This window comes from Novosphingobium sp. Chol11 (assembly GCF_900218065.1).
Taxonomy (GTDB): domain Bacteria; phylum Pseudomonadota; class Alphaproteobacteria; order Sphingomonadales; family Sphingomonadaceae; genus Sphingobium; species Sphingobium agri.
Genome location: NZ_OBMU01000001.1, coordinates 185,070 through 208,223, shown reverse-complemented (window position 1 = coordinate 208,223; position 23,154 = coordinate 185,070). Strand labels below are relative to the sequence as shown.

The 23,154-nt window shown below is 63.4% G+C and carries 21 protein-coding genes, 1 tRNA gene and 1 riboswitch; of the genes, 8 read left to right on the top strand and 14 right to left on the bottom strand.

The genetic code is table 11. The features are described from left to right. Positions 1-21 precede the first annotated feature (21 nt). The gene (locus NCHOL11_RS01000) at positions 22-501 is read right to left on the bottom strand and encodes a hypothetical protein (protein WP_097092636.1); all 480 of its coding nucleotides are present in this window, start codon (positions 499-501) and stop codon (positions 22-24) included. 152 nt (positions 502-653) lie between these two features. Between NCHOL11_RS01000 and NCHOL11_RS00995 the strand changes: the two genes are divergently transcribed. Then, positions 654-740, top strand: a tRNA-Leu gene (locus NCHOL11_RS00995). Positions 741-798: 58 nt separating this feature from the next. Here NCHOL11_RS00995 and NCHOL11_RS00990 read toward each other — a convergent pair. The 5 genes from NCHOL11_RS00990 to NCHOL11_RS00970 all read right to left on the bottom strand — a co-directional run bounded on the left by NCHOL11_RS00990 (position 799) and on the right by NCHOL11_RS00970 (position 5,726). Beyond that, entirely contained in the window at positions 799-1,908 is a 1,110-nt protein-coding gene (locus NCHOL11_RS00990; RefSeq protein WP_097090677.1) for a nucleotidyltransferase family protein, read from the bottom strand. Then, positions 1,853-2,926, bottom strand: coding sequence for a hypothetical protein (locus NCHOL11_RS00985; RefSeq protein ID WP_097090676.1), 1,074 nt, complete (start codon positions 2,924-2,926; stop codon positions 1,853-1,855). The genes NCHOL11_RS00990 and NCHOL11_RS00985 overlap by 56 nt, the downstream gene beginning before the upstream one ends. Positions 2,927-3,012: 86 nt before the next feature. Further along, the gene (locus tag NCHOL11_RS18315) at positions 3,013-3,315 is read right to left on the bottom strand and encodes a hypothetical protein (protein WP_201515317.1); all 303 of its coding nucleotides are present in this window, start codon (positions 3,313-3,315) and stop codon (positions 3,013-3,015) included. 144 nt (positions 3,316-3,459) lie between these two features. Next, positions 3,460-5,307, bottom strand: coding sequence for a phosphomethylpyrimidine synthase ThiC (gene thiC, locus NCHOL11_RS00975; RefSeq protein ID WP_097090675.1), 1,848 nt, complete (start codon positions 5,305-5,307; stop codon positions 3,460-3,462). An 11-nt stretch (positions 5,308-5,318) separates the two neighbouring features. Continuing rightward, complete coding sequence (locus NCHOL11_RS00970) at positions 5,319-5,726, bottom strand: DUF2065 family protein (protein ID WP_097090674.1); 408 nt, start codon at positions 5,724-5,726, stop codon at positions 5,319-5,321. A gap of 52 nt (positions 5,727-5,778) precedes the next feature. Further along, positions 5,779-5,889, bottom strand: a riboswitch (TPP riboswitch). Positions 5,890-5,968: 79 nt separating this feature from the next. Here NCHOL11_RS00970 and NCHOL11_RS00965 point away from each other — a divergent pair. Further along, on the top strand, positions 5,969-6,304 hold the full coding sequence (locus NCHOL11_RS00965; protein WP_097090673.1) for a hypothetical protein: 336 nt from the start codon (positions 5,969-5,971) through the stop codon (positions 6,302-6,304). A gap of 119 nt (positions 6,305-6,423) precedes the next feature. On the opposite strand, the gene NCHOL11_RS00960 is transcribed toward NCHOL11_RS00965, so the two are convergent. Further along, positions 6,424-7,794 carry a cytochrome P450 gene (locus tag NCHOL11_RS00960; RefSeq protein WP_097090672.1) on the bottom strand — a complete coding sequence of 457 codons (1,371 nt, stop codon included), beginning with the start codon at positions 7,792-7,794 and terminating at the stop codon, positions 6,424-6,426. Beyond that, a complete protein-coding gene (locus NCHOL11_RS00955; RefSeq protein ID WP_097092635.1) occupies positions 7,791-8,918 on the bottom strand; it encodes a hypothetical protein in 1,128 nt (375 codons plus the stop codon). Before NCHOL11_RS00955 ends, NCHOL11_RS00960 begins: the two co-directional genes overlap by 4 nt. 21 nt (positions 8,919-8,939) lie before the next feature. On the opposite strand from NCHOL11_RS00955, the gene NCHOL11_RS00950 reads away from it, so the two are divergent. Then, on the top strand, positions 8,940-9,233 hold the full coding sequence (locus tag NCHOL11_RS00950) for a hypothetical protein (RefSeq protein WP_097090671.1): 294 nt from the start codon (positions 8,940-8,942) through the stop codon (positions 9,231-9,233). Positions 9,234-9,238: 5 nt separating this feature from the next. Further along, complete coding sequence (gene kdsA / locus NCHOL11_RS00945; RefSeq protein WP_097090670.1) at positions 9,239-10,066, top strand: 3-deoxy-8-phosphooctulonate synthase; 828 nt, start codon at positions 9,239-9,241, stop codon at positions 10,064-10,066. Between the two features lie 104 nt (positions 10,067-10,170). On the opposite strand, the gene NCHOL11_RS00940 is transcribed toward kdsA, so the two are convergent. The 3 genes from NCHOL11_RS00940 to NCHOL11_RS00930 all read right to left on the bottom strand — a co-directional run bounded on the left by NCHOL11_RS00940 (position 10,171) and on the right by NCHOL11_RS00930 (position 14,717). Then, entirely contained in the window at positions 10,171-11,436 is a 1,266-nt protein-coding gene (locus NCHOL11_RS00940; RefSeq protein WP_097090669.1) for a glutamate-5-semialdehyde dehydrogenase, read from the bottom strand. 211 nt (positions 11,437-11,647) lie between these two features. Further along, positions 11,648-12,274, bottom strand: a complete 627-nt coding sequence (locus tag NCHOL11_RS00935; protein WP_097090668.1) for a class I SAM-dependent methyltransferase — start codon at positions 12,272-12,274, stop codon at positions 11,648-11,650. Positions 12,275-12,422: 148 nt separating this feature from the next. After that, on the bottom strand, positions 12,423-14,717 hold the full coding sequence (locus NCHOL11_RS00930) for a CDC48 family AAA ATPase (protein ID WP_176502155.1): 2,295 nt from the start codon (positions 14,715-14,717) through the stop codon (positions 12,423-12,425). A 337-nt stretch (positions 14,718-15,054) separates the two neighbouring features. On the opposite strand from NCHOL11_RS00930, the gene NCHOL11_RS00925 reads away from it, so the two are divergent. Next, positions 15,055-15,936, top strand: a complete 882-nt coding sequence (locus NCHOL11_RS00925) for a LysR substrate-binding domain-containing protein (protein ID WP_097090666.1) — start codon at positions 15,055-15,057, stop codon at positions 15,934-15,936. Between the two features lie 90 nt (positions 15,937-16,026). Next, positions 16,027-17,190 carry a GGDEF domain-containing protein gene (locus NCHOL11_RS00920; RefSeq protein WP_097090665.1) on the top strand — a complete coding sequence of 388 codons (1,164 nt, stop codon included), beginning with the start codon at positions 16,027-16,029 and terminating at the stop codon, positions 17,188-17,190. Positions 17,191-17,197: 7 nt separating this feature from the next. Here NCHOL11_RS00920 and NCHOL11_RS00915 read toward each other — a convergent pair whose 3' ends face one another. Then, complete coding sequence (locus NCHOL11_RS00915) at positions 17,198-17,869, bottom strand: glutathione S-transferase family protein (protein WP_097090664.1); 672 nt, start codon at positions 17,867-17,869, stop codon at positions 17,198-17,200. A 170-nt stretch (positions 17,870-18,039) separates the two neighbouring features. Here NCHOL11_RS00915 and acs point away from each other — a divergent pair, with 170 nt between their 5' ends. Continuing rightward, a complete protein-coding gene (gene acs / locus NCHOL11_RS00910; protein WP_097090663.1) occupies positions 18,040-19,983 on the top strand; it encodes an acetate--CoA ligase in 1,944 nt (647 codons plus the stop codon). A 26-nt stretch (positions 19,984-20,009) separates the two neighbouring features. Then, complete coding sequence (locus NCHOL11_RS00905) at positions 20,010-20,525, top strand: cytochrome b (protein ID WP_097092634.1); 516 nt, start codon at positions 20,010-20,012, stop codon at positions 20,523-20,525. Positions 20,526-20,603: 78 nt separating this feature from the next. Here NCHOL11_RS00905 and NCHOL11_RS00900 read toward each other — a convergent pair whose 3' ends face one another. Both NCHOL11_RS00900 and NCHOL11_RS00895 read right to left on the bottom strand, forming a co-directional pair. Then, a complete protein-coding gene (locus NCHOL11_RS00900) occupies positions 20,604-21,812 on the bottom strand; it encodes an FAD-dependent monooxygenase (RefSeq protein ID WP_097090662.1) in 1,209 nt (402 codons plus the stop codon). Between the two features lie 138 nt (positions 21,813-21,950). After that, positions 21,951-23,042, bottom strand: a complete 1,092-nt coding sequence (locus tag NCHOL11_RS00895; RefSeq protein WP_097090661.1) for a branched-chain amino acid aminotransferase — start codon at positions 23,040-23,042, stop codon at positions 21,951-21,953. Positions 23,043-23,154 lie beyond the last annotated feature (112 nt).

Here is a 23,154-nt window from a genome sequence, read left to right as displayed (position 1 = left end):
GCCCCTCGCTTTTTAGCTCAGCTAATAGGAAGTCACTGTTGCTGCGGGCGCCCGATCGAATGCCGACTGGCTGCCTTGCGCCAGTTGAGCGGGGTGGGGCGGCGCATCATCGCCGTTCGCGAAACGCTCTATATTCGCGGGCAGGCGGTGAACCGGTGAGGGCGGCGCGTCGTCCAGAGGCTGCCAGTCGGTATCGGTTTGTACATCCTGCGCTTCATACCGCTGAACCGCCGGATCGTCATAGCCGCTCCAGCTTCCCATCATCGCGGTCATCTGCCGCTGCGCCAAGGTTGGGCCGCAGCCCTTGCAGTCGATTTCCTCGGGCCCGGCCAGATCAACGCCATCCGTCGCAATGACAGGATCAGGAGATGCGGAATAGGAGGATTCGATGTCGGTAAACGCCACGCGCGGCGGGGTCGTCGCATAGAGGCCGAGCGCCAGTCCGCTCGTCAATGCGGCTCCGGCGCTTGCCAGGCTGAACAACCAGAATCGAGCGGACATGCGACCTTCTCCTTTTCCGCCCTCGCCCACGGACATCACCATCCTTCGGCAAAAGAAACGCGCATGACGATCGGTTGTTGCATGGTCTTGAAGCCTTTGCTAAGGGCCGCCTCCTACCAAGGCACCGGCGCCGCCGGTTTCCCTTCAGATGTGCGGTCGTGGCGGAATTGGTAGACGCGCAACGTTGAGGTCGTTGTGGCCGAAAGGCCGTGGAAGTTCGAGTCTTCTCGACCGCACCATCTTTCTCTCAAACAGCTGTACATGTGATACCGGCAGGCGTTCGCGCGTTAGGCGTTGCTAGATTTTGCCAAGCTCATTGCGAATGAACAGCCGCTGCAGGCTTTCGCGCCGAGGCAGTCCGGTTGCGCCCTTGGATAGCCCGTCCTTCCCGGCCCGCCGCGCGACATGGCGGGCGATCAGATAGCTGGGGTCCAGCAGGGAGAGGAAGGTGAGAGAAGGCGCGAGGCTGGGCCAGCGTAGCTGGATCAAGCGCCTGAGATATTGGAGCCGCGCGCGCGCGCCGTGCGTCACGGTGCGTGGAACATCCATGTCCAGCAATTTCTTGGCGGTCAGCAACTGGGTGCGCATTGCGTTGCGCGCATAACCCGAGCGGAAGAGCCGGTTGAGCTCATCCCAGTCCGCGCGGGTGAACTGGCTCGCGAAGGACTGAATGTCGAGCAGGTGACGCAGATCGATCCGGCCGCGCAGATAGTCCCTGCCCTTCAGCTGGTCATGCAGCAGGAGGATGGCGGTGCAGGCGACGGGCGAAGGCAACGATATGATGCCGCCCTTCAGGTCCAGCAGGGCAGCATCCTTTGCGAGATCATCGAAGCGATAGAAGAGCGTGTTGATACTGCCATATTCCGAATGGAGATCTATGGTCGCCGCATCTTGCGGGCGGAAAAGAACGGCGGGTACACCCGGTTCGAGATCGGTAGTTTCCAGATGATAGCCGATGCCGCGAAGCTGATCGATCATGGATTGGAAATGGCCCGCGGGAACCATGAGATCAATGTCGGCCAACATGCGCGCCGCACGCCGTTCAGGCGGCGCATGGGCGAGCCAGGCGGTACCTTTCAACAAGAGGGGTGACACGCCAGCGGCGTTCATGACGACGGCCGCTTCGTCCAGCTGTGCCATGAGGCGATCATTGCGATCGCCATTGCGCCTCTCCATCTCGCTGAAGAACAAGGTTACGTCCGCAGGGAGTTCGGGAAAGAGCCCCGCCTCCCGAAGGCGCGCGGAGACGGCGGGCGTGCACAAGGTCTTGTTTGCCAGGCCGATGATGCGGGGCCAGTCGGCATGCGCGGGCAATTGACCGCGCAGGCAGGCGAGAAGGCCATGGAGAGGATCAAGCCGGGCCACAAAATTCGCCGAGAAGGGCTGCGGCATCGTCCAGATCATCATATTCCAGCATGCACGTGCGGGCCGCGCCAACGGTACGGATCATAATGTCGATCGCGCTCCGGTCAGCTTCGCCGCTGGACGAGGCGGCTTCGGAGAGAAGATGTTTGACGAGTGCGGCCGGGTGTTGCTGGATGAGCCGGGCTGGAGCGCCTTTGGTCCGCCGCAACTTGACGATCCAGCCGACCGGTAGCGGCTCCTGGGCTGCCTTCTCGGGCAGATCGAGATAGCGGACGCGCCGTCCGTCAGGCCGCCAGTGGATCAGCGGCTGAAGCCGTCCCGGATAACGCGCGGCCATCATCGGCCATGCGCCGGACTTGACCGTCGGCAGGAAGGGCAGGCCCCGCACCCGCCCATCGGGTCCGAGCATGCTGATGTCGTCGCCATGATAGGCAAAGCCGTCGCCGATCAGCCAGGAGATCAGCGTGGTCTTGCCCGCCCCCGGAGGCCCGCTCAAGAGCAGCGCCTTCCCACCGCGGCTGACGCATCCCGCATGCAGGGCGAGCGTCCAGCGGGGATCGTCGATGATGTCCTGCACGACCTGCGCCTTGACCAGCGTGGCCGCCTGATTGAGTTGCAGCAGTGCGGCAGGCCCGCCGTCACGGCTGAACAGGCAGAGGCCTTCATTCTGCCAGAGGTCGTAGCTCGTCAGGGCCCCTTCAGTCGGCGCGTCAGGTTCCAAATGTACGAACAGCGGGGATATCTGCCGCGCCAACGCCTCGTCATGATAGCGCAGCGCGAAAGTTCGGGCGCCCAGCGACATGCGTTGGGTGAGGATGGGCGGGCTTGCGGGCGGTCGGATGGTGGCGTGGACCAGCCCCGATTGGGACCAGTCCGCCAGCACCTTGTGCAGCATGACCGATGAGTGACTGACACCCCGGTCAGCCACTTCCTGAGCGAGTTGCGAAACGGATATGCCGTCTTCCAGGCGGCAGCCGATATAGCCCGCGATCTGGTTCAGTTCATAGATGGCTCGCCGGGACTGCGACACGATCAGCGGCTGATCGCCGATGAAGGTCATGGAAGTCCCGGGAGTAAGGCGCAGCATCAATTCCGCCCTTTGAGGGCGCTCCGCCCATTCGCCATTTGATCGCCGGACTAGCGTGCTCAGGGTTTTTTACCCTTGCCGCCGCTGCCACCCTTGTTCCCGGGGTTGCCAGGACCAGTGCCGGGGCCGTCGTTGATCGGCGGATTGCCCGGAGGCTGGGGATCATAGCCATTGCCGACGCCGTTATTCCCCTTCGGCCCGCCGCCACCACCGCCGCCCGATGCCGCGATCGCCGGAGATGACAGGGAGGTCGACAACATGATCGTCATCGCCGGAGGAACGGTCGCGGCGAAGCGCCCGCAGGTCTTCAGGAAATTGCGGCGGTCGTCGGCCGCAGCCAAAATGGTGGGTTCCTCTGCCAAGGGTAGCCTCCTCTTGTTCAGGATTGAGGCACGCTACCATCCCGGCCGAGTCCACCGCACTGCTATGGAGGGGTATATCAGAAGGTATAACCTTTCCGCCTCCCTCCATAGCTGGCACTAATCATCGACTTAGCTCAGCTGAAGCTATTCCGAAGCGGGCAGGTAAATCTCGCTCCCCTTGTTTTTGAATGTCTCGCTCATCTCGGCCATGCCCTTTTCGGCATCTTCGGCAGCGAGGAACTGGTCGCTCGGCTGATTCTGTTTGGCGGCGAAATCCCGCACTTCCTGCGTGATCTTCATCGAACAGAATTTGGGGCCGCACATGGAGCAGAAATGCGCCGTCTTAGCGCCCTCGGCAGGCAGCGTCTGGTCATGGTATTTCTCCGCCGTGTCGGGATCGAGCGACAGGTTGAACTGGTCGCGCCAGCGGAACTCGAAGCGGGCGCGGCTGAGCGCATCATCGCGAACCTTGGCGGCGGGGTGGCCCTTGGCGAGGTCGGCGGCATGAGCGGCCAGCTTGTAGGTGACGACACCGACCTTGACGTCATCGCGGTCGGGCAGGCCCAGATGCTCCTTCGGCGTGACGTAGCAAAGCATCGCCGTGCCATACCAGCCGATCATCGCCGCGCCGATGCCGCTGGTGATATGATCATAGCCTGGCGCGATGTCGGTGGTAAGCGGCCCCAATGTGTAGAAGGGCGCTTCGCCACAGGCCTCCAGCTGCTTGTCCATATTCTGCTTGATCTTGTGCATGGGCACATGGCCTGGCCCCTCGATCATCACCTGCACATCCTGCTCCCAGGCGCGCTTGGTGAGTTCGCCCAGCGTGTAGAGCTCGGCGAACTGCGCTTCGTCATTGGCGTCGGCAATCGATCCGGGACGCAGGCCGTCGCCAAGCGAATAGGCGATGTCATAGGCCTTCATGATCTCGGTGATCTCGTCGAAATGTTCGTAGAGGAAGCTTTCCTTGTGATGCGCAAGGCACCATTTCGCCATGATCGACCCGCCGCGCGATACGATGCCGGTGACGCGCTTGGCCGTCATCGGAATGTAGGGCAGGCGCACGCCCGCGTGGATGGTGAAATAATCGACGCCCTGCTCGGCCTGCTCGATGAGGGTGTCGCGGAAGATGTCCCAGGTCAGCTCTTCGGCAATACCGCCGACCTTCTCCAGCGCTTGATAGATCGGCACGGTGCCGATCGGGACCGGCGAGTTGCGCATGATCCATTCGCGCGTGTCGTGGATGTTGCGGCCGGTGGAAAGGTCCATCACCGTGTCCGCGCCCCAGCGGATCGACCAGACCAGCTTGTCGACCTCGCTCGCCACATCGGAGGCGACGGCGCTGTTGCCGATATTGGCGTTGATCTTGACCAGGAAATTGCGGCCGATCGCCATCGGCTCCGATTCCGGGTGGTTGATATTATTGGGGATGATGGCGCGGCCGCGCGCGACTTCCTCGCGGACGAACTCCGGCGTCACATAGTCGGGGATCGATGCACCCCAATCCTGACCATCTCGGACATATTCAGCGAGGCGGGCGCGGCCGAGATTCTCGCGTGTCGCGACATATTCCATCTCCGGCGTGATGATGCCGCGGCGGGCATAGTGCATCTGGGAGACGTTCATGCCGGCCTTGGCGCGCAAGGGGCGCTTTACGACATGGGGGAAAGGCTGGACGCCGCCTGACCGGTCGGGGCCCTTGAGGCCGTTATCCTCCGGCCGGATGGCGCGGGCGTCATATTCCTCGACATCGCCACGGCCGATGATCCAGTCGCGGCGCAGCGCTGGCAGGCCCGCCATGATGTCGATGCGCGCGTTGGGATCGGTATAGGGACCGGACGTGTCATAGACGCGGACCGGGGGCTCGCCGCTGCCGGGCTCCAGATCGATTTCGCGCATGGCGACCTTGAGCGGGCCGACATGGATCTTGCGGCTGCCCCGGATAGAGCCCGTCGTTACGCGCATTTCAGTGCGGGCTGGAATGTCTGCCATGGTGGTTCCTTTCAGGCGATAACGGTGGCGCGGCCAGTGAGGCCAGCGAGGAAGAGGAAGAGGCCAAGGACGATGCTGACAGCAGCCCAGGCACGGGTGAAATTGAGCGACCAGCGGCCGATGCGGAGCAGTGGAGCTGGCACGGCGAGCAGCAGCGCGCCTTCGACCAGCGCGGCATAGCCGATCAGGCTGACGATGACGGCGAGTGGATCGGTCCAGATGCTGTGAATGAGGATGAGGGCCGCGCCGACCACGAAGACGGGGAAGCCGAGCGCCATGACGAGACCCGGCGAGCGCTCCAGATCGTCCATGACCGCTCGCCAGCGCAACGGCGCCATGAGGCCGCCAATGCCCATGACGATCATGTACAGGCCGATGGCTTCGGAAAGGCGCAGGGTGAGGATGGAGATGGTGTCCATGGCAGCTCCGTCCTCCTCTTCTTCGCTGGGCGGAAGGAGGGTGCGGACATGCCGGTGACAAGCCGTCCCTCCCTACGCCGGTCTCATCCGGATCAGGTTCAACGGGTCGCAGCCACATCAGCCGCCTCTCAACCGCCTGTGAGCGGTCCCCCGGGGATGGAGAGTCGATAGCCGAAATGGTTCGATCACGCCAGCCCATTGCGCTGGACATGGGACGGGCTTTGCCGCTTTTATGGCAGGAGATGAAGCATCATGATCTGTCCACCAGGGAAGGCCGCAAGGCGCACCGGCATGAAATGCGCATGGTCGCGGTGCGGCCCAGGCGTTGGGGGCTGTGGCTGCTCACCGCCGGGTTCCTGCTGGTGCTGACGCCCTCCGCGCTGGATGTGCATAGCCTGTTCGGGCTGTGGCCGCCGATGCTGGGGGCGGTTTGCGTGGTTGTCGGGGTGCCGCTGCTGGTGGCGAGCGTGGTGCTGAAGCGACGCTATGTGCGCGAGCGGGCGGCGGGGCAGGTTATGGTCGGGCGGATCAGGGGTAGGTCGACTGCCTTCTCCCCTCCCGCAAGCGGGAGGGGTTAGGGGCGGGCGCGAGCGTCAGCGAGCTTCTTGGGTCAGCCGCTGAAGACCTTAGACGTTGCGCTGGCCCACCCCCTAGCCCCCTCCCGCCTGCGGGAGGGGGAACATCGTGCCTCGTCCGTTCAGGGAGTCGCCTCGAACATCAGCTTCATGCCTGTCCTGGGCCTGATCGTCAGGCGGCTGATCGGCTCTGGCTTGAATCCTTCCGGAACCGACAGCCGATAGCGGCGCAGGACGCTGGCGATGACGGTCATTACCTCCTGCTGGGCGAAGCCTGCGCCGACACAGACGCGGGGGCCGCGGCCGAAGGGGAACCAAGCTTGGCGAACCATTTCGGCATTGGCGGGATCGTCGAAGCGGTCGGGATCAAAGCCGTGCGGGCAGCCCCAATTATCCTTGTTCCGCTGGGTGAGCCATGGTGCGATGACGAGCATCGCGCCCTCCTCCAACTGCTTGTCGCGCATCGGCATGGGACAAGGCACCTCGCGCGGGAAGAAGGCTACGGGTGGATAGAGGCGCAGCGTTTCGCGGAAGATGTTGCGGACATGCCCCATGTCCTTGAGCATCGCGGCGGTAAGCGGGGCGTTTCCGGCAAGTGCCACGACCTCGGCACGTGCCGCATTCTGGATATGGGCACATTCCGCCAGCATGTAGAGCGCCCAGGTCATGGTACTAGCCGATGTCTCATGCCCGGCGAGGAAGACGGTGGAGACCTGATCCATCACCTGTTGCAGGGTGAAGGGCTCGCCCGTTTCGGGGTGCTTCGCCTCGATCAGCGACTGGAGGATGTCCTTGTGCGGCGATTCTCCACGATCGTGGAAGCCTTGATAGCGGGCCTCCACGATCGGGCGGAACACGTCGTGGATAGCCTTGGCGGGTTTGAGCGATCGCTGCTCGAACCAGCGGGCGGGAAAGCCGTAAAGGCGCAGCATCGAGGCGCTGTGGGCGTAGCGCTGGAAACGGCCGAAGGCGTTGTGGATGATGTTGGATCGATGCTCGTCCAAAGCTTCGGAAAAGAGCGTGCGGAAGATGATGTCGGCCGCGACATGGGTCATCATCGGGTCGATATCGACGGGCTTCGTGCGGTCGGCGGCATCGATGCGGGCGAGCAGATCGTCGGCAGCCGCAACCATCAGCGGCATCGACCGATGCAGCGCGGTATGCGCAAAGGCCGGGTTCACCATGGCACGCTGGCTTTCCCAATCCTCGCCATTGGCGGAAAAGACGCTGTTGCCGATCAGCGGCGAAAGGTTGCGGACGAGTTCGCGATGCTTGGGAAAGGCAGTGCCGCCGCGCAGAACCTTGTCCACCAGCGGCAGTTCGTTGGCGATATACATGATCTGGCCGGGCATGCGGATCTCGCCCAGCTTCATAGTATAGCTTTTTTCGAACAGCACATGGATCCAGCTGTGCCAGCCGCGCAGGAAGCGTTTGAAAAGGCCCCGGCGGGTACGCGGCGGTTGCGGATAGGGCGGAGTGAAAGGTTCTGTCACGCTATGGCCCTGAAGGCTGTGATGGCTTGGTCGATCGTGCGGCGGCCAGCGGTCAGGCTGACATAATCGATGGGGGACAGGCGGTCGCCGACGCGCAGATAGTCGAAATGCGCTTCATATTTGTTCGACCAGCCGCTGTGATAATTTTCCGGGTCATAAAAGAGGTGGAAACGTGGCGAGAGCAGATCGACGCGCGCGGCGCAACGGTCCGATACCAGGCGGATGGGATGGACGTCGTAATAGGCGGCGCCATCGGGAGGCGCGGAAAGATCGACGAGACGGAATTGCCCCTCGTCCAGCGCCTTGAGGTCGGCATGATACCAGCGGGCATCCCTGCGTAGGGCGACGACCGGCACGACCTGTCCCAAGGTGAGGGCCGTGAAGTGATCAGGCAGGGGCTTGCCTTCGCGCAGTTCAAGGATGCGGCGAAGGACGCTCATCGCGTAGATGGTGCCATTGCTATGGGAAGCGAAGATGACTTCGTCCCAAGGGCCGTCCATTTCCTGCACGATGCGCGCGGCGAACTGGTCGAGCCGGGCGTTCATCTCCTCGCCCGGGCCACGCGCGGCGACGCTGTGATTATAATACATGAAGCGAAGCAGCCAAGGCACGATTAGTTTGTTAAGCAATCGACCGGAGAGCAGCACGCTGATGCCGATCCCGATCAGAGCGGCGGCCCAGAACGGCATCAAGAAAGAGAGGAGCAGGGCGGGGATGAGCGTCAGCGCGAGCGGTATGAGGATGGCAAGTAGGGGCGGATAAAGGATAGTGATGACCGGGCCGGGCCGCAGCTTTCGCATGCGCAGGAACTGCATGTGCCGGGCATGGGCGAAATAGGTCGCGACCGACCGCCAAGCGAGGAGCAGCGGATTGCGGATCCAAACCTTGCCGACCAGATCCTCCCAGCGGAGGAATTCATAGTCGGTCTCGACCCCCGCACTGTGGTTGGTGACGGTCCAGATCGCGGAAGAAGCCGGGCCTGAACGGCGCGCGCTTACCTCCACCTGCTCACCCGACAGCCGGGCATAGCGCTCCGCCTGCTCACGATAGAGTTGGTGATAAAAACGCACCCCGCGCGGATCGAAACCGCCAAGGTAGAAGACTTTACGCTTGAACTTCTGCACGGCCCTGTTCCACATCGGGCCATGACGACACCCGAACGCGATTACTGCTATTTCATAGATCACCGCAAATACAACCGAAACATCGGTTGCCGGAAACATGACAATGCCTATGGCATCAATGGCGGCGGCAGCGAGCGCGACCGGTGGCGAGCGGATTTCGCCTTTTACCGGCACATGCGCGGCAATGGCGATCCGATGGCGCTGCCCTCCCTGCTCGCCTGCCTGGCGTTTGGCTGGTTCTGCTGGAACTATCATCCCGGCAAAGGACCGTGGCGGGGACAGCTCTTGCGCCGCTTCGTGAAAGCGCCGAAGTGAGCGGCATGACCAATCCCAAGCATGTTTCCGTGGGGCCGATCACGATCGGCAATGACCTACCCCTCGTCCTGATTTCCGGCCCCTGCCAGATCGAGAGCCGCGATCATGCGATTATGATGGCGGAGAAGCTGGCGGATGTCGCGCGCAAGGCGGGCGTGCCGTTCATCTTCAAATCCTCGTTCGACAAGGCAAACAGGACGTCCGTGTCGGGGCAGCGTGGCGTAGGGATCGATGCGGGTCTGGCGATCCTGGCCGACGTGAACGCCCAGCTCGGCTGTCCGGTGCTGACCGATGTGCATGAGGCAGGCCAGGTAGAGGCAGCGGCGCAGGCGGTGGATATTCTGCAAATCCCGGCTTTCCTGTGCCGTCAGACGGACCTGCTGTTGGCGGCGGGAAAGACGGGCGCAGTGGTCAATGTGAAGAAGGGCCAATTTCTCGCGCCCTGGGACATGGCTGCGGTGGCGCAGAAGGTCGCCTCCACCGGCAATGAGCGGATATTGCTCACCGAGCGCGGTGCGAGCTTCGGCTATAACACGCTCGTCAGCGACATGCGGGCTCTGCCGGTAATGGGTGAGACCGGCTATCCGGTGGTGTTCGATGCCACCCACTCCGTGCAACAGCCGGGCGGATTGGGGTCCGCGTCAGGCGGGCAGCGGGAATTTGCGCCTGTGCTGGCGCGCAGTGCGGTTGCGGCTGGCGTCGCTGCAATCTTTGCCGAAGCGCATGACGATCCGGATCGGGCGCCATCGGATGGGCCGGTCATGCTGCCGCTGGAGTGGATGGGGCCGCTGCTGGAGAAGCTCAGGGCGATCGATGAGGTGGTGAAGGGATAGAGTCACGCGGAGGCGCGGAGACGCGGAGGAATGGGCGTAGCCCTTGTTCATCCATTCTGTGTCCTCTGCGACTCCGCGTCTCCGCGTGAACCAAATTTACTGGCCTACGGCCGCGTCTGGCCCGTTCCGCGCACCAGCCACTTATAGGTTGTCAGCCCCTCAAGAGCCACCGGGCCGCGGGCGTGGAGGCGGCCGGTTGAAATGCCGATCTCTGCGCCAAGGCCGAACTCGCCGCCATCGGCGAACTGGGTCGAGGCGTTCCACATGACGATCGCGCTGTCGACTGCGTTGAGGAAGCGCTCGGCTTTCTGGGCATCTTCGGTGATGATCGCGTCGGTGTGATGGCTCGCATGCGCGGCGATATGGGCGAGCGCTTCGTCAAGCCCATCGACCAGCCGCACCGAAACGATGGCGTCGAGATATTCGGTATCCCAGTCCTCGTCCGATGCCGCGACGACACGTGCGTCCAGCGCCTGCACCGCAGCGTCGCCGCGCACTTCGCACTTGGCGTCGAGCAGCGCTTTTACGATGGCGGGCGCGGCTGCGAAGGCCTGGTCGATCAGCACCGTTTCGGTCGCACCGCAAATGCCCGTCCGGCGCATCTTGGCGTTGACGATCAGCTTGACGGCCATGTCGGGATCGGCGGCGCCATCGACATAGCTGTGATTGATGCCGTCTAGATGCGCCAGCACAGGCACGCGCGCCTCTTCCTGCACGCGCGCGACGAGGCTCTTGCCGCCGCGCGGGACGATAAGGTCGATGAAGTCCGACGCCTTGAGCAAAGCGCCCACGGCGGCGCGATCAGTCGTCGGCACCAGCTGCACCGCGTCGGCGGGCAATCCCGCGGCGGCGATCCCTTCGGCCATGGCGGCGTGAATGGCGCGGTTGCTTTCCTTCGCCTCGCTGCCGCCGCGCAGGATGACGGCGTTGCCCGCGCGCAGGCAGAGCGCAGCGGCGTCGGCGGTCACATTGGGACGGCTTTCATAGATGATGCCGATCACGCCCAGGGGCACGCGCACGCGCGACAGCTCCATGCCGTTAGGCCGGATCTGCTTGTCGATGATGCGCCCAAGCGGATTGTCGAGGATCGCAACCTGATCGACGCCAGCCGCAGTCGCTTCCACACGGGCTTCGTCCAGGCGCAGCCGGTCGAGCATGGCTGGCGAGACACCATTGGCGGCGGCATTTTCCACGTCGCGCGCGTTGGCAGCAAGGATTTGCGGCGTCTGATCCCGAAGCGCCTGGGCGGCACGGCGCAGCGCATCGATCTTCTGCGCGTCGGTCGCGCTGGCCAGCGTCGTGGCGGCGGCACGGGCGCATGCGCCCATCGCGGCGATGAGCATTTCGGGAGTCTGAGTGAGGTCATTCATCTGGTCGAGCCTTTCGCCCGCGCCTTTAGCATGAAAGCGTGATGCGGCGAAAGGCGCTGAGACTTGCAATGGATGGCCTGTTGAGCGCTGATCTTTTACCGGCGTCACCCAATCGTTCGGGCCGAGCTTGTCGAAGCCTCTTCTTCCTAAAAGAAGTAAGGCCCTTCGACAGGCTGAGGGCGAACGCGGTGGTGGGGTGACTCCTGACGCCCTAAGCCGCCTGCGCCAAACTCACCGTCTTCATCGCACGGAAAGTGCGGCAGGGTGGGATATTGCGCCATTCGACACGTTCGGCGATGTCGTTGAACTGCCCGGTAAGCAGCCGCCGGACGAAGGCGGAATATTGATACACAAGAAATTCGCCGCCCGGCCGCAGCGCCCGCTGCGTTTCCGCGCAGATCAGTTCGCCCACGCCATCCGGCAGGGTGGAGAAGGGAATGCCCGACAGGATGTAATCGGCCTGCTGATGCCCAGCTTCGCTGATGAAGCGGCGCACGTCCGCCGCCGATCCATGCACTACCCTAAGCCGGGGATCATCGATCTGCGCTTCCAGCCAGGCGACGAAGTCGAGGTTGAGGTCGATCGCCAGCAGCTTGGCGTCCGGGTGCATGCGCTCGAGGACCGGCCGGGTGAAGGTGCCGACGCCCGGCCCATATTCGACGAACAGCCGCGTGCGCTGCCAATCCACCTGATCGAGCATGCTGCTCACCAGCGCGGGAGAGGATGGGATCACGGATCCGATCATGCCGGGATGCTTCACGAACTGACGGAAGAACATGCTCCATTGACCAAGGAATGAGGCCGGAACTGCTTTTGTCTTCAGGGGAATGGAGGCCATCAATACTCGCCTGTCTGCCTTCTGTCTGGGCCTTGCAAATAACGGCCCGCCTTGCAAGCCGCTTTGCGCTGGCGGGCTTGTGGCCCGGCCATGGATTAGCGAACGCGCGGAGTGCGGATGGGTTCAATCCGCAATCCGCTAGCCCTTGTTAAGAGGGACGATCGCGCGACCGGAGCATGCCCGGCGCAACGAAGCCGATCGGATCGACCCGCATGGCGCTTTGCTTCAGCTGGGATTGGATTTTTTCATATTCCTGCTCCATTTCGGGCGTCACCGATGCGCGGGTTTCTTCCAGCGCCTCATTGAAATGCGCCTGCTCGACGCGCTCCACCGACAGCGACTGACGCAGCGCAATCAAGCCCGCGCGGCGCACCAAGTCTTCAAGGTCAGCGCCGGTGAACCGCTCGGTCCGTTCCGCCAGATCATCAAGGTCGACATCGTCGGCCAGCGGCATCTTACCGGTGTGGATGGCAAGGATGCGCTTGCGCCCTGCCTTGTCCGGCACAGGAACATAGATCAGTTCATCGAAGCGCCCCGGCCGCAGCAGTGCGGGGTCGATCAGCGTCGGCCGGTTGGTCGCGCCGATGACGACCACCGATTGCAGTTCCTCCAGCCCGTCCATTTCGGCAAGGATGGTGTTCACCACCCGCTCCGTCACCGCCGGTTCGCCCAGCCCGCCGCCACGGGCCGGGACGAGGCTGTCCAACTCGTCGATGAAGATGACCGTCGGCGCCACCTGGCGCGCCCGGGCGAACAGGCGGGCAATCTGCTGCTCGCTTTCGCCATACCATTTGGACAGGAGGTCGCTGGACTTGGTCGCGATGAAGTTCGCCTGCGCTTCCCGCGCCACCGCCTTTGCCAGCAGCGTCTTGCCGGTGCCGGGTGGGCCGTAGAGCAGGAAGCCTTTGGCGGGACGGATGCCGATGCGGCGGAAGGCGTCGGGGTCCTTGAGCGGAAGCTCGACCCCTTCCTTGAGGCGCATCTGCGCTTCGTCCAGGCCGCCAATGTCGGACCAGCCGATATTGGGCGCCTGCACCATCACTTCGCGCATGGCGGACGGCTGGACGCGCTTGATGGCGGCCATGAAGTCATCGCGGGTGACCGACAGTTCCTCCAGCACATCCTGCGGGATGGTGCCTTCCTCAAGGTTGAGGCGCGGCATGAAGCGGCGCACCGCCTCGATCGCCGCCTCGCGCGTCAGCGCGGCAAGGTCAGCACCGACGAAGCCATAGGTCATGCGCGCGAGTTCGCCGAGATCAACCCCCTCGCCCAGCGGCATGCCGCGCGTGTGGATGCCCATGATCTCGCGCCGTCCGCGCTCGTCGGGAACGCCGACGATGATCTCGCGATCGAAGCGGCCGGGACGCCGCAACGCCTCGTCGATCGCTTCGGGCCGGTTGGTGGCGGCGATCACGACCAGATTGGTGCGCGGTTCGAGGCCGTCCATCAGGGTCAGCAGCTGGGCCACCAGCCGCTTCTCCGTCTCGCCGGTTACATTGCCGCGTTTCGGCGCGATCGAATCGATTTCGTCTATGAACAGGATGGATGGCGAGGACTTCGCCGCTGCCTCGAATATCTCGCGCAGCTGCTTTTCCGATTCGCCATAGGCCGATCCCATGATCTCCGGCCCGTTGATCAGGAAGAACTCCGCCTCCGATTCATTGGCGACGGCGCGGGCGAGCCGTGTCTTGCCCGTTCCCGGCGGGCCATGGAGCAGCACGCCCTTGGGCGGATCGACGCCCAGCCGCTCGAACAATTCGGGGTAGCGCAGCGGCAGCTCCACCATCTCGCGGAGCTGGTCGATCGCTTCGGCCATGCCGCCGACATCGTCATAGGTGACGTCGGCCCGCCGGGATTCCTTAGGCTCTTCATATTCGGCGCGCAGGTCGATCTCCGTGTCGGCGTCGATCTGCACGAAGCCTTTGGGCGTGGTGGATACGACGACCAGCCGGATTTCCTGCAAGGCATAAGCGGGCGCGGCCAGCATCTGGCGCAGCTGCGGCGGCATGTCGCTAGGCGGGACCTGTTGCTGTCCAGCCGTGGCGACGATGTCGCCAGCGGCAAGCGGGCGCTGGAAGAAGACGCGTTTCAGCGCCTCCGGATTTCCCTGAAGCCGCAGGTTATTTTGTGCAGGCGCGAAGACGACACGCTGGGCGGGCCGCGGCTCGATCTTGCTGATCTGGACGAAGTCACCGGAGCCCACGCCTGCGTTCGCGCGCTGCAAACCGTCGAGCCGAAGGACGTCGAGCCCTTCATCCTCCTTATAGGGCCGCACGACGCGCGCGGGCGTCGAACGTTTTCCCGCGATCTCGATCACGTCGCCTTCAGCAAGCCGAAGTTCCGCCATGACGGCGACCGGAATGCGCGCGAGCCCGCGCCCTGCATCCTCAGGCCGTGCATTTGCTACCTGAATCCTGCGTTCCGGGCTTTCCTGTTCGGCCATTGCCATCCCCATTCTTGTCACTGCGTAACGAGATAGGAAACGTCGAAGCGCAAGGAAAGAGCCCCGCGATCATGATAACCCGGGATAAAAAAAGGGCTGACCCGAAGGCCAGCCCGGAAAGTTTTAGGAGAGGATGCCTGAAAGGCCTTTCCTATGTGCGTTGCAGCATGGTATTTTGCAATTGCGAAAAGGATTGATGAGTTGCAAATTTTGCATCTTACCGGTTGACGCTTTTTCATGCTGGTGAAAAGAGGATGACTGAAACCGGGCTGCTGCCTGCCCGCACCGCGACGATGACGCGTCGCAGCAGAGCGGTGGCTTGGCTATTAGATTGACTATGCGCAGACTGCCGCCCCTTACTGCCCTTGAGGCCTTTGTTCAGGTAGCCCGGCTTGGGTCGGTCAAGGCTGCGGCGGAAGAACTCGCCTTGTCCACGCCCGCGCTCAGCCGCCGCGTGCAGGCGCTGGAGCGGTTCATCGGCCGCCCCCTGTTCGATCGCAAGCATCAGGCGCTGGAGATCAACGCCGATGGGCAGAAGCTGCTCGACGACATCGCCCCCGCGCTGGATTCGCTGAGCCAGGCGCTGGAGAATATCCAGAGCGGCGGCAATCAGCTGCGCCTGCGCCTGGCCGTCATGCCGCTGTTCGCGACCCAGCGGCTCTTCCCCCATCTGGGCGCCTTGCGGCAGAAGCATCCCCAGTTGCATATCGATATCGAGACGACTCCCCATGCCGTCGCGCGTCTGGGCGAAGGGTTGGATGCGGCAATCGTGCTTGCCAAGGATATCGATCCGGCGCTTTATGCCCATGAGCTCGATCATGACGAAGTCTATCTGATCGGCCGCAAGGCGCTGCTCGACGCCCCGCAAAAGATCGGATCTCCGGCGGATCTGGCGCAGCACACGATCCTGCTCCACCGTGACATGAACCTGTCCTTCGACGCGTGGAAAGATGCGGTGGGCTTGCCCGACCTGCAGCCGCTGGCGATCGACAATTATGATTCGGGTCAGCTGATGCTGGAGGCCGCCGCGCAAGGGCTGGGCGTCGCCGTCATGCACGCGAGCCACTTCAAGGAAGCCGCTGACTCGCGTCTTGTCCGCCTGTTCCCGGAGACGCGGGTGGAAAGCCCCTATCGCTATTATTTCGTGTGCCGTCCGCGCGCCTTGCAGACCCGCGCCGTGCGCATTTTCCGCGACTGGCTGATCGCGGCGGATATCTGATTCCGCTCAATATCTGCGGCTGATCAGCGGCTTGGCGATTTTTGCCTGCCGCGCTCTTAACCCTGTCACGCCCGCGCCGTTATTAGCCGCATGACTGGGGCATCATCATCCGCAAATCCGCAGCACGGCCTGGCCGACCGCCTGACACGGTGGGCGCGTGGCCTGTCGGGCAAGCTTGAGGCAGAAGAGGAAGCGGACGAGGCGGAAAGCCAGCGCACCCGATCAGGCAGCACGGTGCATCGCGAGGTCAATCGCCGCCGCAAGCTGTATGACGAGATAGGCAATTTCCTCTTTGCGCATGACCTTGACCTGACGCCGCTCAATTTCGGGGTCGCGCATGATTATCTTACCGGATCGCAGATCGCCGTTGAAAAGGCGATCAGGGCGGTGCTTGCGGAGCGCGGCAAGATCAGCAACAGCTGGGTCGAGGAGATCGTCGCCGAACAGCGCGCCGACGAAGTGACGCCCGAAGCCCTCTCGACCATGTTGGCGAAGGTCGAAGAGAATCTCTCCGAATTTACCGGCCTGATGACCGAATCGCGCAACTCCGCGAAGGATTATGGCGCGGCGTTGCAGGAGGAGGTGAAGGGTCTGGCGGCACGGGCGGACAATGAACCGGTCCTGTCCCGCCTTGTGGCGCTCACCCGATCAATGGTGGAAAAGACGCGGCAGGTCGAAGGGCAGCTGCGGCAGAACCAGAAGCAGAATCACGCGCTCCGCTCCAGCCTCGCCAATGCGCGGCGCGCGGCCGAACATGATCATCTGACCGGCCTTCCCAACCGGCGCGCGTTCGAAGGCAGGCTGCGCGAGGAAGTCGCCACGGCACGGAAGGAAGGACAGCCACTCGCCGTTGCTTTCTGCGATATCGATCATTTCAAGCTGATCAACGACACCCACGGTCATGACACGGGCGACAGGGTGCTGAAATTCGTCGCCGGGCTGCTGGCCAAGGCAAGCGACGACCAATGCCATGTGGCCCGTCACGGCGGCGAGGAATTCGTCATGCTGTTTCGCGGCAAGACGGCCGCGGAAGCGTGCGAGGCGGTGGATAGCGTCAGGCAGGATCTGGCGACCCGTAGCCTCGTCAACCGCACCAATGGCGAACGGATGGAGCGGGTCAGCTTTTCGGCGGGCGTCGCCAATGTGCTCGCCCACGACGATCCGCGCACGGCGCTGAAGGCCGCTGATCGGGCACTGTATCTGGCCAAGGAACATGGCCGCAACCGCGTCTATCTCGCAGTCGAGGGCGAGTGATCCTGCCTTAGAAGTCCGGCTTCTCATAATGGGGCGGCGGGGTGATCACCTCCATCCGCTCCGACAGCAGGGGCCGGAAGGACGGGCGCGACTTGAAGCCTGCATACCAGCGCTTGACCGTCTCATGCCCGGCCCAGTCGATGCCTCCCAGATAGTCGGCAACCGACAGGTGCGCGGCCGCCGTTATGTCGGCCAGGCTCATCGTGCCGCCCGCCATCCAGCTGCGGTGATCGAGCAGATAGTCCATATAATCCATATGGACATTGGCCCGCTTCATGGCTTCGCGCAGCACCCGGGCGTCTGGCGGCGCCCGTTCGATCAGCCGCTTCTTCATCCGCTCGTGCAGTAGTGGGCCCACGACATCGCCGTAGAAATTTTGGTCGAAGAAGGCGACGAGCCGCCGCACCTCCGCCCTGCCCGCCGCCGTGCCGGAGATCAGAGGGAATTTTTCCACCGTCTCTTCGAAATATTCGCAGATCGCCTGGCTGTCGATCAGCGTCGATCCCTTTTCCTGGTCAACCATGACGGGCGTTGTGCCCGCCGGGTTGAGATCAAGAAATTCGTCTCGCGCTTCCCAGGGCGATTCGCGCACCAGGTCATAGCCGATTCCCTTTTCGCCCAGCAGCAGGCGCACCTTGCGGGAGAAGGGACAAAGCGGGAATTGGAAGAGCTGCCACATGGCCTCCTGTTAAGCGGAGCCAAGCGCTGCGAAAAGCGGCAAATGGCTGACACCCGCTTAAATGGGGGACGATAGTCGCGGAAACTTTGGCGGCGGGGCCACAATCCGGGGCTTCCGATGATCGCCTCTACCCTCTAGAGGGTCAGGCAACGCATAGGAAAGGATGATCGATGTCTGACGATTTTTTCCCGGTCCCTTCGGAATGGGCCGCTTCGGCGCTGCTCGACCGGGATGGGCGTGAGGCAGATTATCAGCGGTCGATCAATGATCCGGAGGCCTATTGGCTGGAGCGTGCAAAGCGCCTCGACTGGCTGACTTTCCCCAGCAGGACGGACGAGAGCAGCTTCAACGAAGCGGATTTCGGCGTGAAATGGTTTGCCGACGGCGTGCTGAACGTCAGCGCCAACTGCATCGACCGGCATCTGGCCGAGCGTGGCGACCAGACCGCGATCATCTGGGAGCCGGACTCGCCGGACGCGGAGCCGCGCCGCTTCACCTACAAACAGGTTCATGAGGAAGTCTGCCGCTTCGCCAATGTCCTGAAAGCCGCAGGCACGAAGAAGGGCGACCGCGTCACCGTCTATCTGCCGATGATCCCGGAAGCGGCCTTCGCCCTCCTCGCCTGCGCGCGGATCGGCGCCATCCATTCGGTCGTCTTCGGCGGCTTCTCTCCCGAAGCGCTGGCGGGCCGGATCATCGACTGCGATTCCAACATCGTCATCACCGCCGACGAAGGCTGCCGCGCGGGCAAGAAGGTTCCGCTCAAGGCCAATGTCGATGCCGCGCTGAAGGATTGCCCGAGTGTCAGGAAGGTCGTCGTGGTGCAAGCGACCGGCGGCGCCATCGCCATGCAGGAGGGCCGCGACCTGTGGCTGCATGAGGAAGCGACAAAGGTCTCCGCCGACTGCGTGCCCGAGCCGATGAACGCGGAAGATCCGCTGTTCATCCTCTACACCTCCGGTTCGACGGGCAAGCCCAAGGGCGTGCTGCACACAACCGGCGGCTATCTGCTGTGGGCGAGCCTTACCCATGAACTGTGCTTCGATTATCGCCCCGGCGACATTTACTGGTGCGCGGCGGACATCGGCTGGGTCACGGGTCACAGCTATATCGTCTATGGCCCGCTGGCGAATGGCGCTACGACACTGATGTATGAGGGCGTTCCCAACTATCCCACCGCTAGCCGCATCTGGGAGGTGGTGGACCGGCATCAGGTGCAGACCATCTTCACAGCGCCCACGGCTCTGCGCGCGTTGATGAAGGAGGGCGACGAGTTCGTGCGCTCCACCAGCCGCAAATCGCTGCGCCTGCTCGGCACCGTGGGCGAGCCGATCAATCCAGAGGCGTGGCGCTGGTATCATCATGTCGTCGGCGAGGATCGCTGCCCGATCATCGATACCTGGTGGCAGACCGAAACGGGCGGTGCGATGATCGCGCCGATGCCGGGCGCCACTGACCTGAAGCCCGGCTCCGCGACATTGCCGATGCCGGGCGTGATTCCGCAGATCGTCGACAGCGAGGGCAAGGTGCTGGAAGGCGCGGCGGAGGGCAATCTGGTCATCGCCGGAAGCTGGCCGGGCCAGATGCGCACCGTCTGGGGCGATCATGAGCGCTTTTTCCAGACCTATTTCACGACCTTCCCTGGCAAATATACGACCGGCGACGGTGCCCGCCGCGATGCGGACGGCTATTACTGGATCACCGGCCGCGTCGATGACGTCATCAACGTTTCGGGCCACCGCATGGGCACCGCCGAGGTCGAAAGCGCGCTGGTGCTGCACGAAGCGGTCGCCGAAGCAGCCGTGGTCGGCTTCCCCCACGACATCAAGGGGCAGGGCATCTACGCCTATGTCACGCTGAACAGCGGCGAGGAACCGAGCGAGGACCTGCGCAAGACGCTGGTCGCCTGGGTTCGCACAGAGATCGGCCCGATCGCGACGCCGGACGTCATCCAGTTCGCGCCCGGTCTGCCTAAGACCCGGTCGGGCAAGATCATGCGCCGCATCCTGCGCAAGATCGCTGAAGGCGAAGTGTCGGCACAAGCGCTGGGCGACACCAGCACCCTTGCCGACCCCTCGGTGGTGGACAATCTGGTCGCCAATCGGCAAGGATGACGCCTGATCTGGATCAGGAGACGCCCTTGGAACGCTACAGCCTGGTTGCCCGTACGTTGCACTGGGTCATGGCGATCCTGATCCTCTTCAATCTATGGCTGGGATTGGGGCGCGAATCCCTACCGGGCGACTGGCAGGTGATGCCGGTGCATAAATCGGTGGGCCTGACGGTACTGGCGCTGGCGGTCCTTCGGCTGGTTTGGCGCCTGACCCATCGGCAGACGCCCCTGCCCGAGGGACTGCCCGCCTGGGAAAGGCTGGCCGCGAAGGTTACGCACTACAGCTTCTACGGCTTCATGCTGCTGGTGCCGCTGACCGGCTGGATCATGAGTTCTGCCGGGAGATATCCGCTGAACTGGTTCTTTCTGTTCGACGTGCCGAAGTTCGCGGTCACGAAGGATGATGCGATCGTCGGCTTTTCCGCCGAAGCGCATGAGATATTCGCCTTCGCCTGGATCGCCCTCCTCATCCTGCATGTCGCGGCGGCGCTGCGCCATCACGTCATCCTGAAGGATGACGTGCTGCGGCGGATGTTGGGTTAGAAGCCGCGGACCTCGTCATCCCAGCGCAAGTCGGGGTCTGTGCGAGATGCCAGCTTTCGCTGGCATGACGGAACAGCTTTAGACCATTTCGCCGATCAACAGCTTGGGCAACGCGCCGCTTTCACCCCTTGCCTCCGCCATGAAGCGGTTCTTGAGCATCGGCGTGCGCTGGACTGCGGCCAGGCCGAAACGGCGGATGGCAGAAGGAATGCGGCCGGGCACATCAAACAGCCGGACGAGCCCGTCCATGGCGACGCTGACCGACATCGCGTCCAGCCCCCGCCAACGCTGGTAGCGCGCCATCAACTGCGCATCGCCGGGGTCCAGGCCAAGGCGCATGCCATCGACCAGCACCTCCACAAGCGCCGCGACGTCGCGAAACCCAAGGTTCAGGCCCTGCCCCGCAATCGGATGGATCGCATGGGCGCTGTCGCCGACCAGCGCCAGCCGCGTATCGGTGATCCGCGCGGCATGGTGGAAGCCCAATGGGTAGCTGGAGCGCGGACCTGCGAGTGATATCTCGCCCAGGAAGCCTCCCATCCGCTTCTGCGCTTCGGCGAGCCATGCCCGCTCGGACAATTTCAGCATCACCGGCGCCTGCTCGGTCGGCACTGTCCAGACGATGGCCGATCGCGCCCCCGGCAGCATAGGCAGCAGCGCGAAGGGGCCGCCGGGATAGAAAATCTCATAAGCCGTATTGGCGTGCGGCACCTCATGATCGATCGCCGTCACCATGGCGGTGTGCTTATATTGCCAGCGCGTGGTGCGGATGCCTGCAGCTTCGCGGGTTGGGCTGTTTCGCCCCTCGGCCGCCACCAGCAGAGCGCCATGCAGCATATGCCCGCTGGCGAGCGTCAGGCTGACGCCGTCGGCATTGCGATCCACATGGATGGCGCGGTCCGGCTGGAAGCGGATCAGATTCTCCGCCTTCTCGGCCGCTTGGGATAGGGCGATGCGCAGGTCGCGATTGGGGAACATGATCCCCATGACACCATCGTCCGCATCAGGCGCGAAATCGAGCGCGCCGGGTTCCAGCCCGTCGCTTACCCAAATCCGGTCGATGGGGCAGCCTTTCCCCTCCAGCAGATCGGCCACACCGATGGCGGAAAGCATCGCATAACTGGTCGAGGAAATGGCGGACACGCGCCCGTCAAACCCGACGGCGCTGGTCTCCCCCGGATCGGCCGGATCGATGACGGCGCAGCGCACCCCATGACCGGAAAGCGCAATGCCCAGGGTCAGCCCGACAAGGCCCCCGCCCAAGATAACGACGTCAAAACGTTGCATATGAGCTATCTAGGCGCTCGGCCGGGGAATGGGAAGCGGCGCGAGCCGCCTATTCATCCGTGCTCCTGGGAAGGCAGGAGCCTAGGCGTTTATTTAAGCTGGGCTCCTGCCTTCGCAGGAGCACGGCAAAGAAAATTTTTAAAGCTTGCGCACCCAGCCAGCGGGGTCGGCCACCGTCCCGCGCTGAATGCCGGTCAGTTCCGTGCGCAGCGCTTCGGTTACGATGCCGCCATCGCCATTGCCGATGGTGAAGTCGCCATCGACGCTCTTCACCGTGCCGATCGCAGTGACGACCGCCGCCGTGCCACAAGCGAACGCCTCGCGCAGCTTGCCGCTCGCCGCATCGTCGCGCCATTGCGCGAAGCTGTAGGGCTCCTCGCGAACCTCATGCCCCTTGGCGCGGGCCAGCGTAATGATGCTGTTGCGGGTGATGCCGGGCAGGATCGTGCCCGACAGCGGCGGGGTGACGATCGACCCGTCGTCCATGACAAAGAACACGTTCATGCCGCCCAGTTCCTCGACCCACTTATGCTCTGCGGCGTCGAGGAAGACGACCTGATCGCAGCCATGCTTCGTCGCTTCCGACTGGGCCACCAGGCTCGCGGCATAATTGCCGCCGCACTTGGCAGCCCCCGTGCCGCCCTTCGCAGCGCGGGTATAATGTTCCGACACCCAGAGCGTGACGGCCTTCTTCCCACTCTTGAAATAGGCGCCAGCGGGCGAGGCGATGACGCAGAAGATATATTCCGCAGCCGGGCGCACGCCCAGAAAGCTTTCGCTCGCGAACATGAAGGGGCGCAGATACAGGCTTCCTTCGCCGCTGGGGATCCAATCGGCGTCGATCTTCACCAGTTCTTCGACGGCCTCCAGGAAGATGTCTTCTGGCAGGACCGGCATGGCCATGCGTTCCGCCGACTCGGCGAAGCGGCGGGCATTTTCCTCCGGCCGGAACATGGCGATGCTGCCATCCTCAAGCCGGTAAGCCTTCATCCCTTCGAAGATTTCTTGGGCATAATGCAGCACGGCGCAGGCCGGATCGAGCTGGAACGGCTCACGCGGGCCGATGGCATGGCTGTGCCACCCCTGCCCTTCCGTATAGCGGATCGTCACCATATGATCGGTGAACAGGCGCCCGAACCCCGGGTCCTCCAGCAATACGGCGCGCTGGTCAGCCGATACAGCCTTGCTGCTCGGGTTGACGGTAAAGCGCGACTTCTGCTGGACGTCCATGATCTATGCTCCTTTGGTAGGACCGGCCGCCTATGTCACAAACGGCTGGCGGAAACAATGGGTCATCAATGCTGACCAATTTGTTGCCCTTTCGAAAGGGCCGCTCGCGGCC

Coding starts and splice junctions, on each gene's coding strand:
- NCHOL11_RS01000 (WP_097092636.1), bottom strand. CDS start 501: ATGTCCGCTCGATTCTGGTTGTTCAGCCTGGCAAGCGCCGGAGCCGCA.
- NCHOL11_RS00970 (WP_097090674.1), bottom strand. CDS start 5,726: ATGGACACCATCTCCATCCTCACCCTGCGCCTTTCCGAAGCCATCGGC.
- NCHOL11_RS00935 (WP_097090668.1), bottom strand. CDS start 12,274: ATGGCCTCCATTCCCCTGAAGACAAAAGCAGTTCCGGCCTCATTCCTT.
- NCHOL11_RS00985 (WP_097090676.1), bottom strand. CDS start 2,926: ATGACCTTCATCGGCGATCAGCCGCTGATCGTGTCGCAGTCCCGGCGA.
- NCHOL11_RS00940 (WP_097090669.1), bottom strand. CDS start 11,436: ATGAATGACCTCACTCAGACTCCCGAAATGCTCATCGCCGCGATGGGC.
- NCHOL11_RS00950 (WP_097090671.1), top strand. CDS start 8,940: ATGACGACACCCGAACGCGATTACTGCTATTTCATAGATCACCGCAAA.
- NCHOL11_RS00925 (WP_097090666.1), top strand. CDS start 15,055: ATGCGCAGACTGCCGCCCCTTACTGCCCTTGAGGCCTTTGTTCAGGTA.
- kdsA (WP_097090670.1), top strand. CDS start 9,239: ATGACCAATCCCAAGCATGTTTCCGTGGGGCCGATCACGATCGGCAAT.
- NCHOL11_RS00965 (WP_097090673.1), top strand. CDS start 5,969: ATGAAGCATCATGATCTGTCCACCAGGGAAGGCCGCAAGGCGCACCGG.
- NCHOL11_RS00900 (WP_097090662.1), bottom strand. CDS start 21,812: ATGCAACGTTTTGACGTCGTTATCTTGGGCGGGGGCCTTGTCGGGCTG.
- NCHOL11_RS00930 (WP_176502155.1), bottom strand. CDS start 14,717: ATGGCCGAACAGGAAAGCCCGGAACGCAGGATTCAGGTAGCAAATGCA.
- NCHOL11_RS00990 (WP_097090677.1), bottom strand. CDS start 1,908: ATGATGATCTGGACGATGCCGCAGCCCTTCTCGGCGAATTTTGTGGCC.
- NCHOL11_RS00895 (WP_097090661.1), bottom strand. CDS start 23,042: ATGGACGTCCAGCAGAAGTCGCGCTTTACCGTCAACCCGAGCAGCAAG.
- NCHOL11_RS00915 (WP_097090664.1), bottom strand. CDS start 17,869: ATGTGGCAGCTCTTCCAATTCCCGCTTTGTCCCTTCTCCCGCAAGGTG.
- thiC (WP_097090675.1), bottom strand. CDS start 5,307: ATGGCAGACATTCCAGCCCGCACTGAAATGCGCGTAACGACGGGCTCT.
- acs (WP_097090663.1), top strand. CDS start 18,040: ATGTCTGACGATTTTTTCCCGGTCCCTTCGGAATGGGCCGCTTCGGCG.
- NCHOL11_RS00920 (WP_097090665.1), top strand. CDS start 16,027: ATGACTGGGGCATCATCATCCGCAAATCCGCAGCACGGCCTGGCCGAC.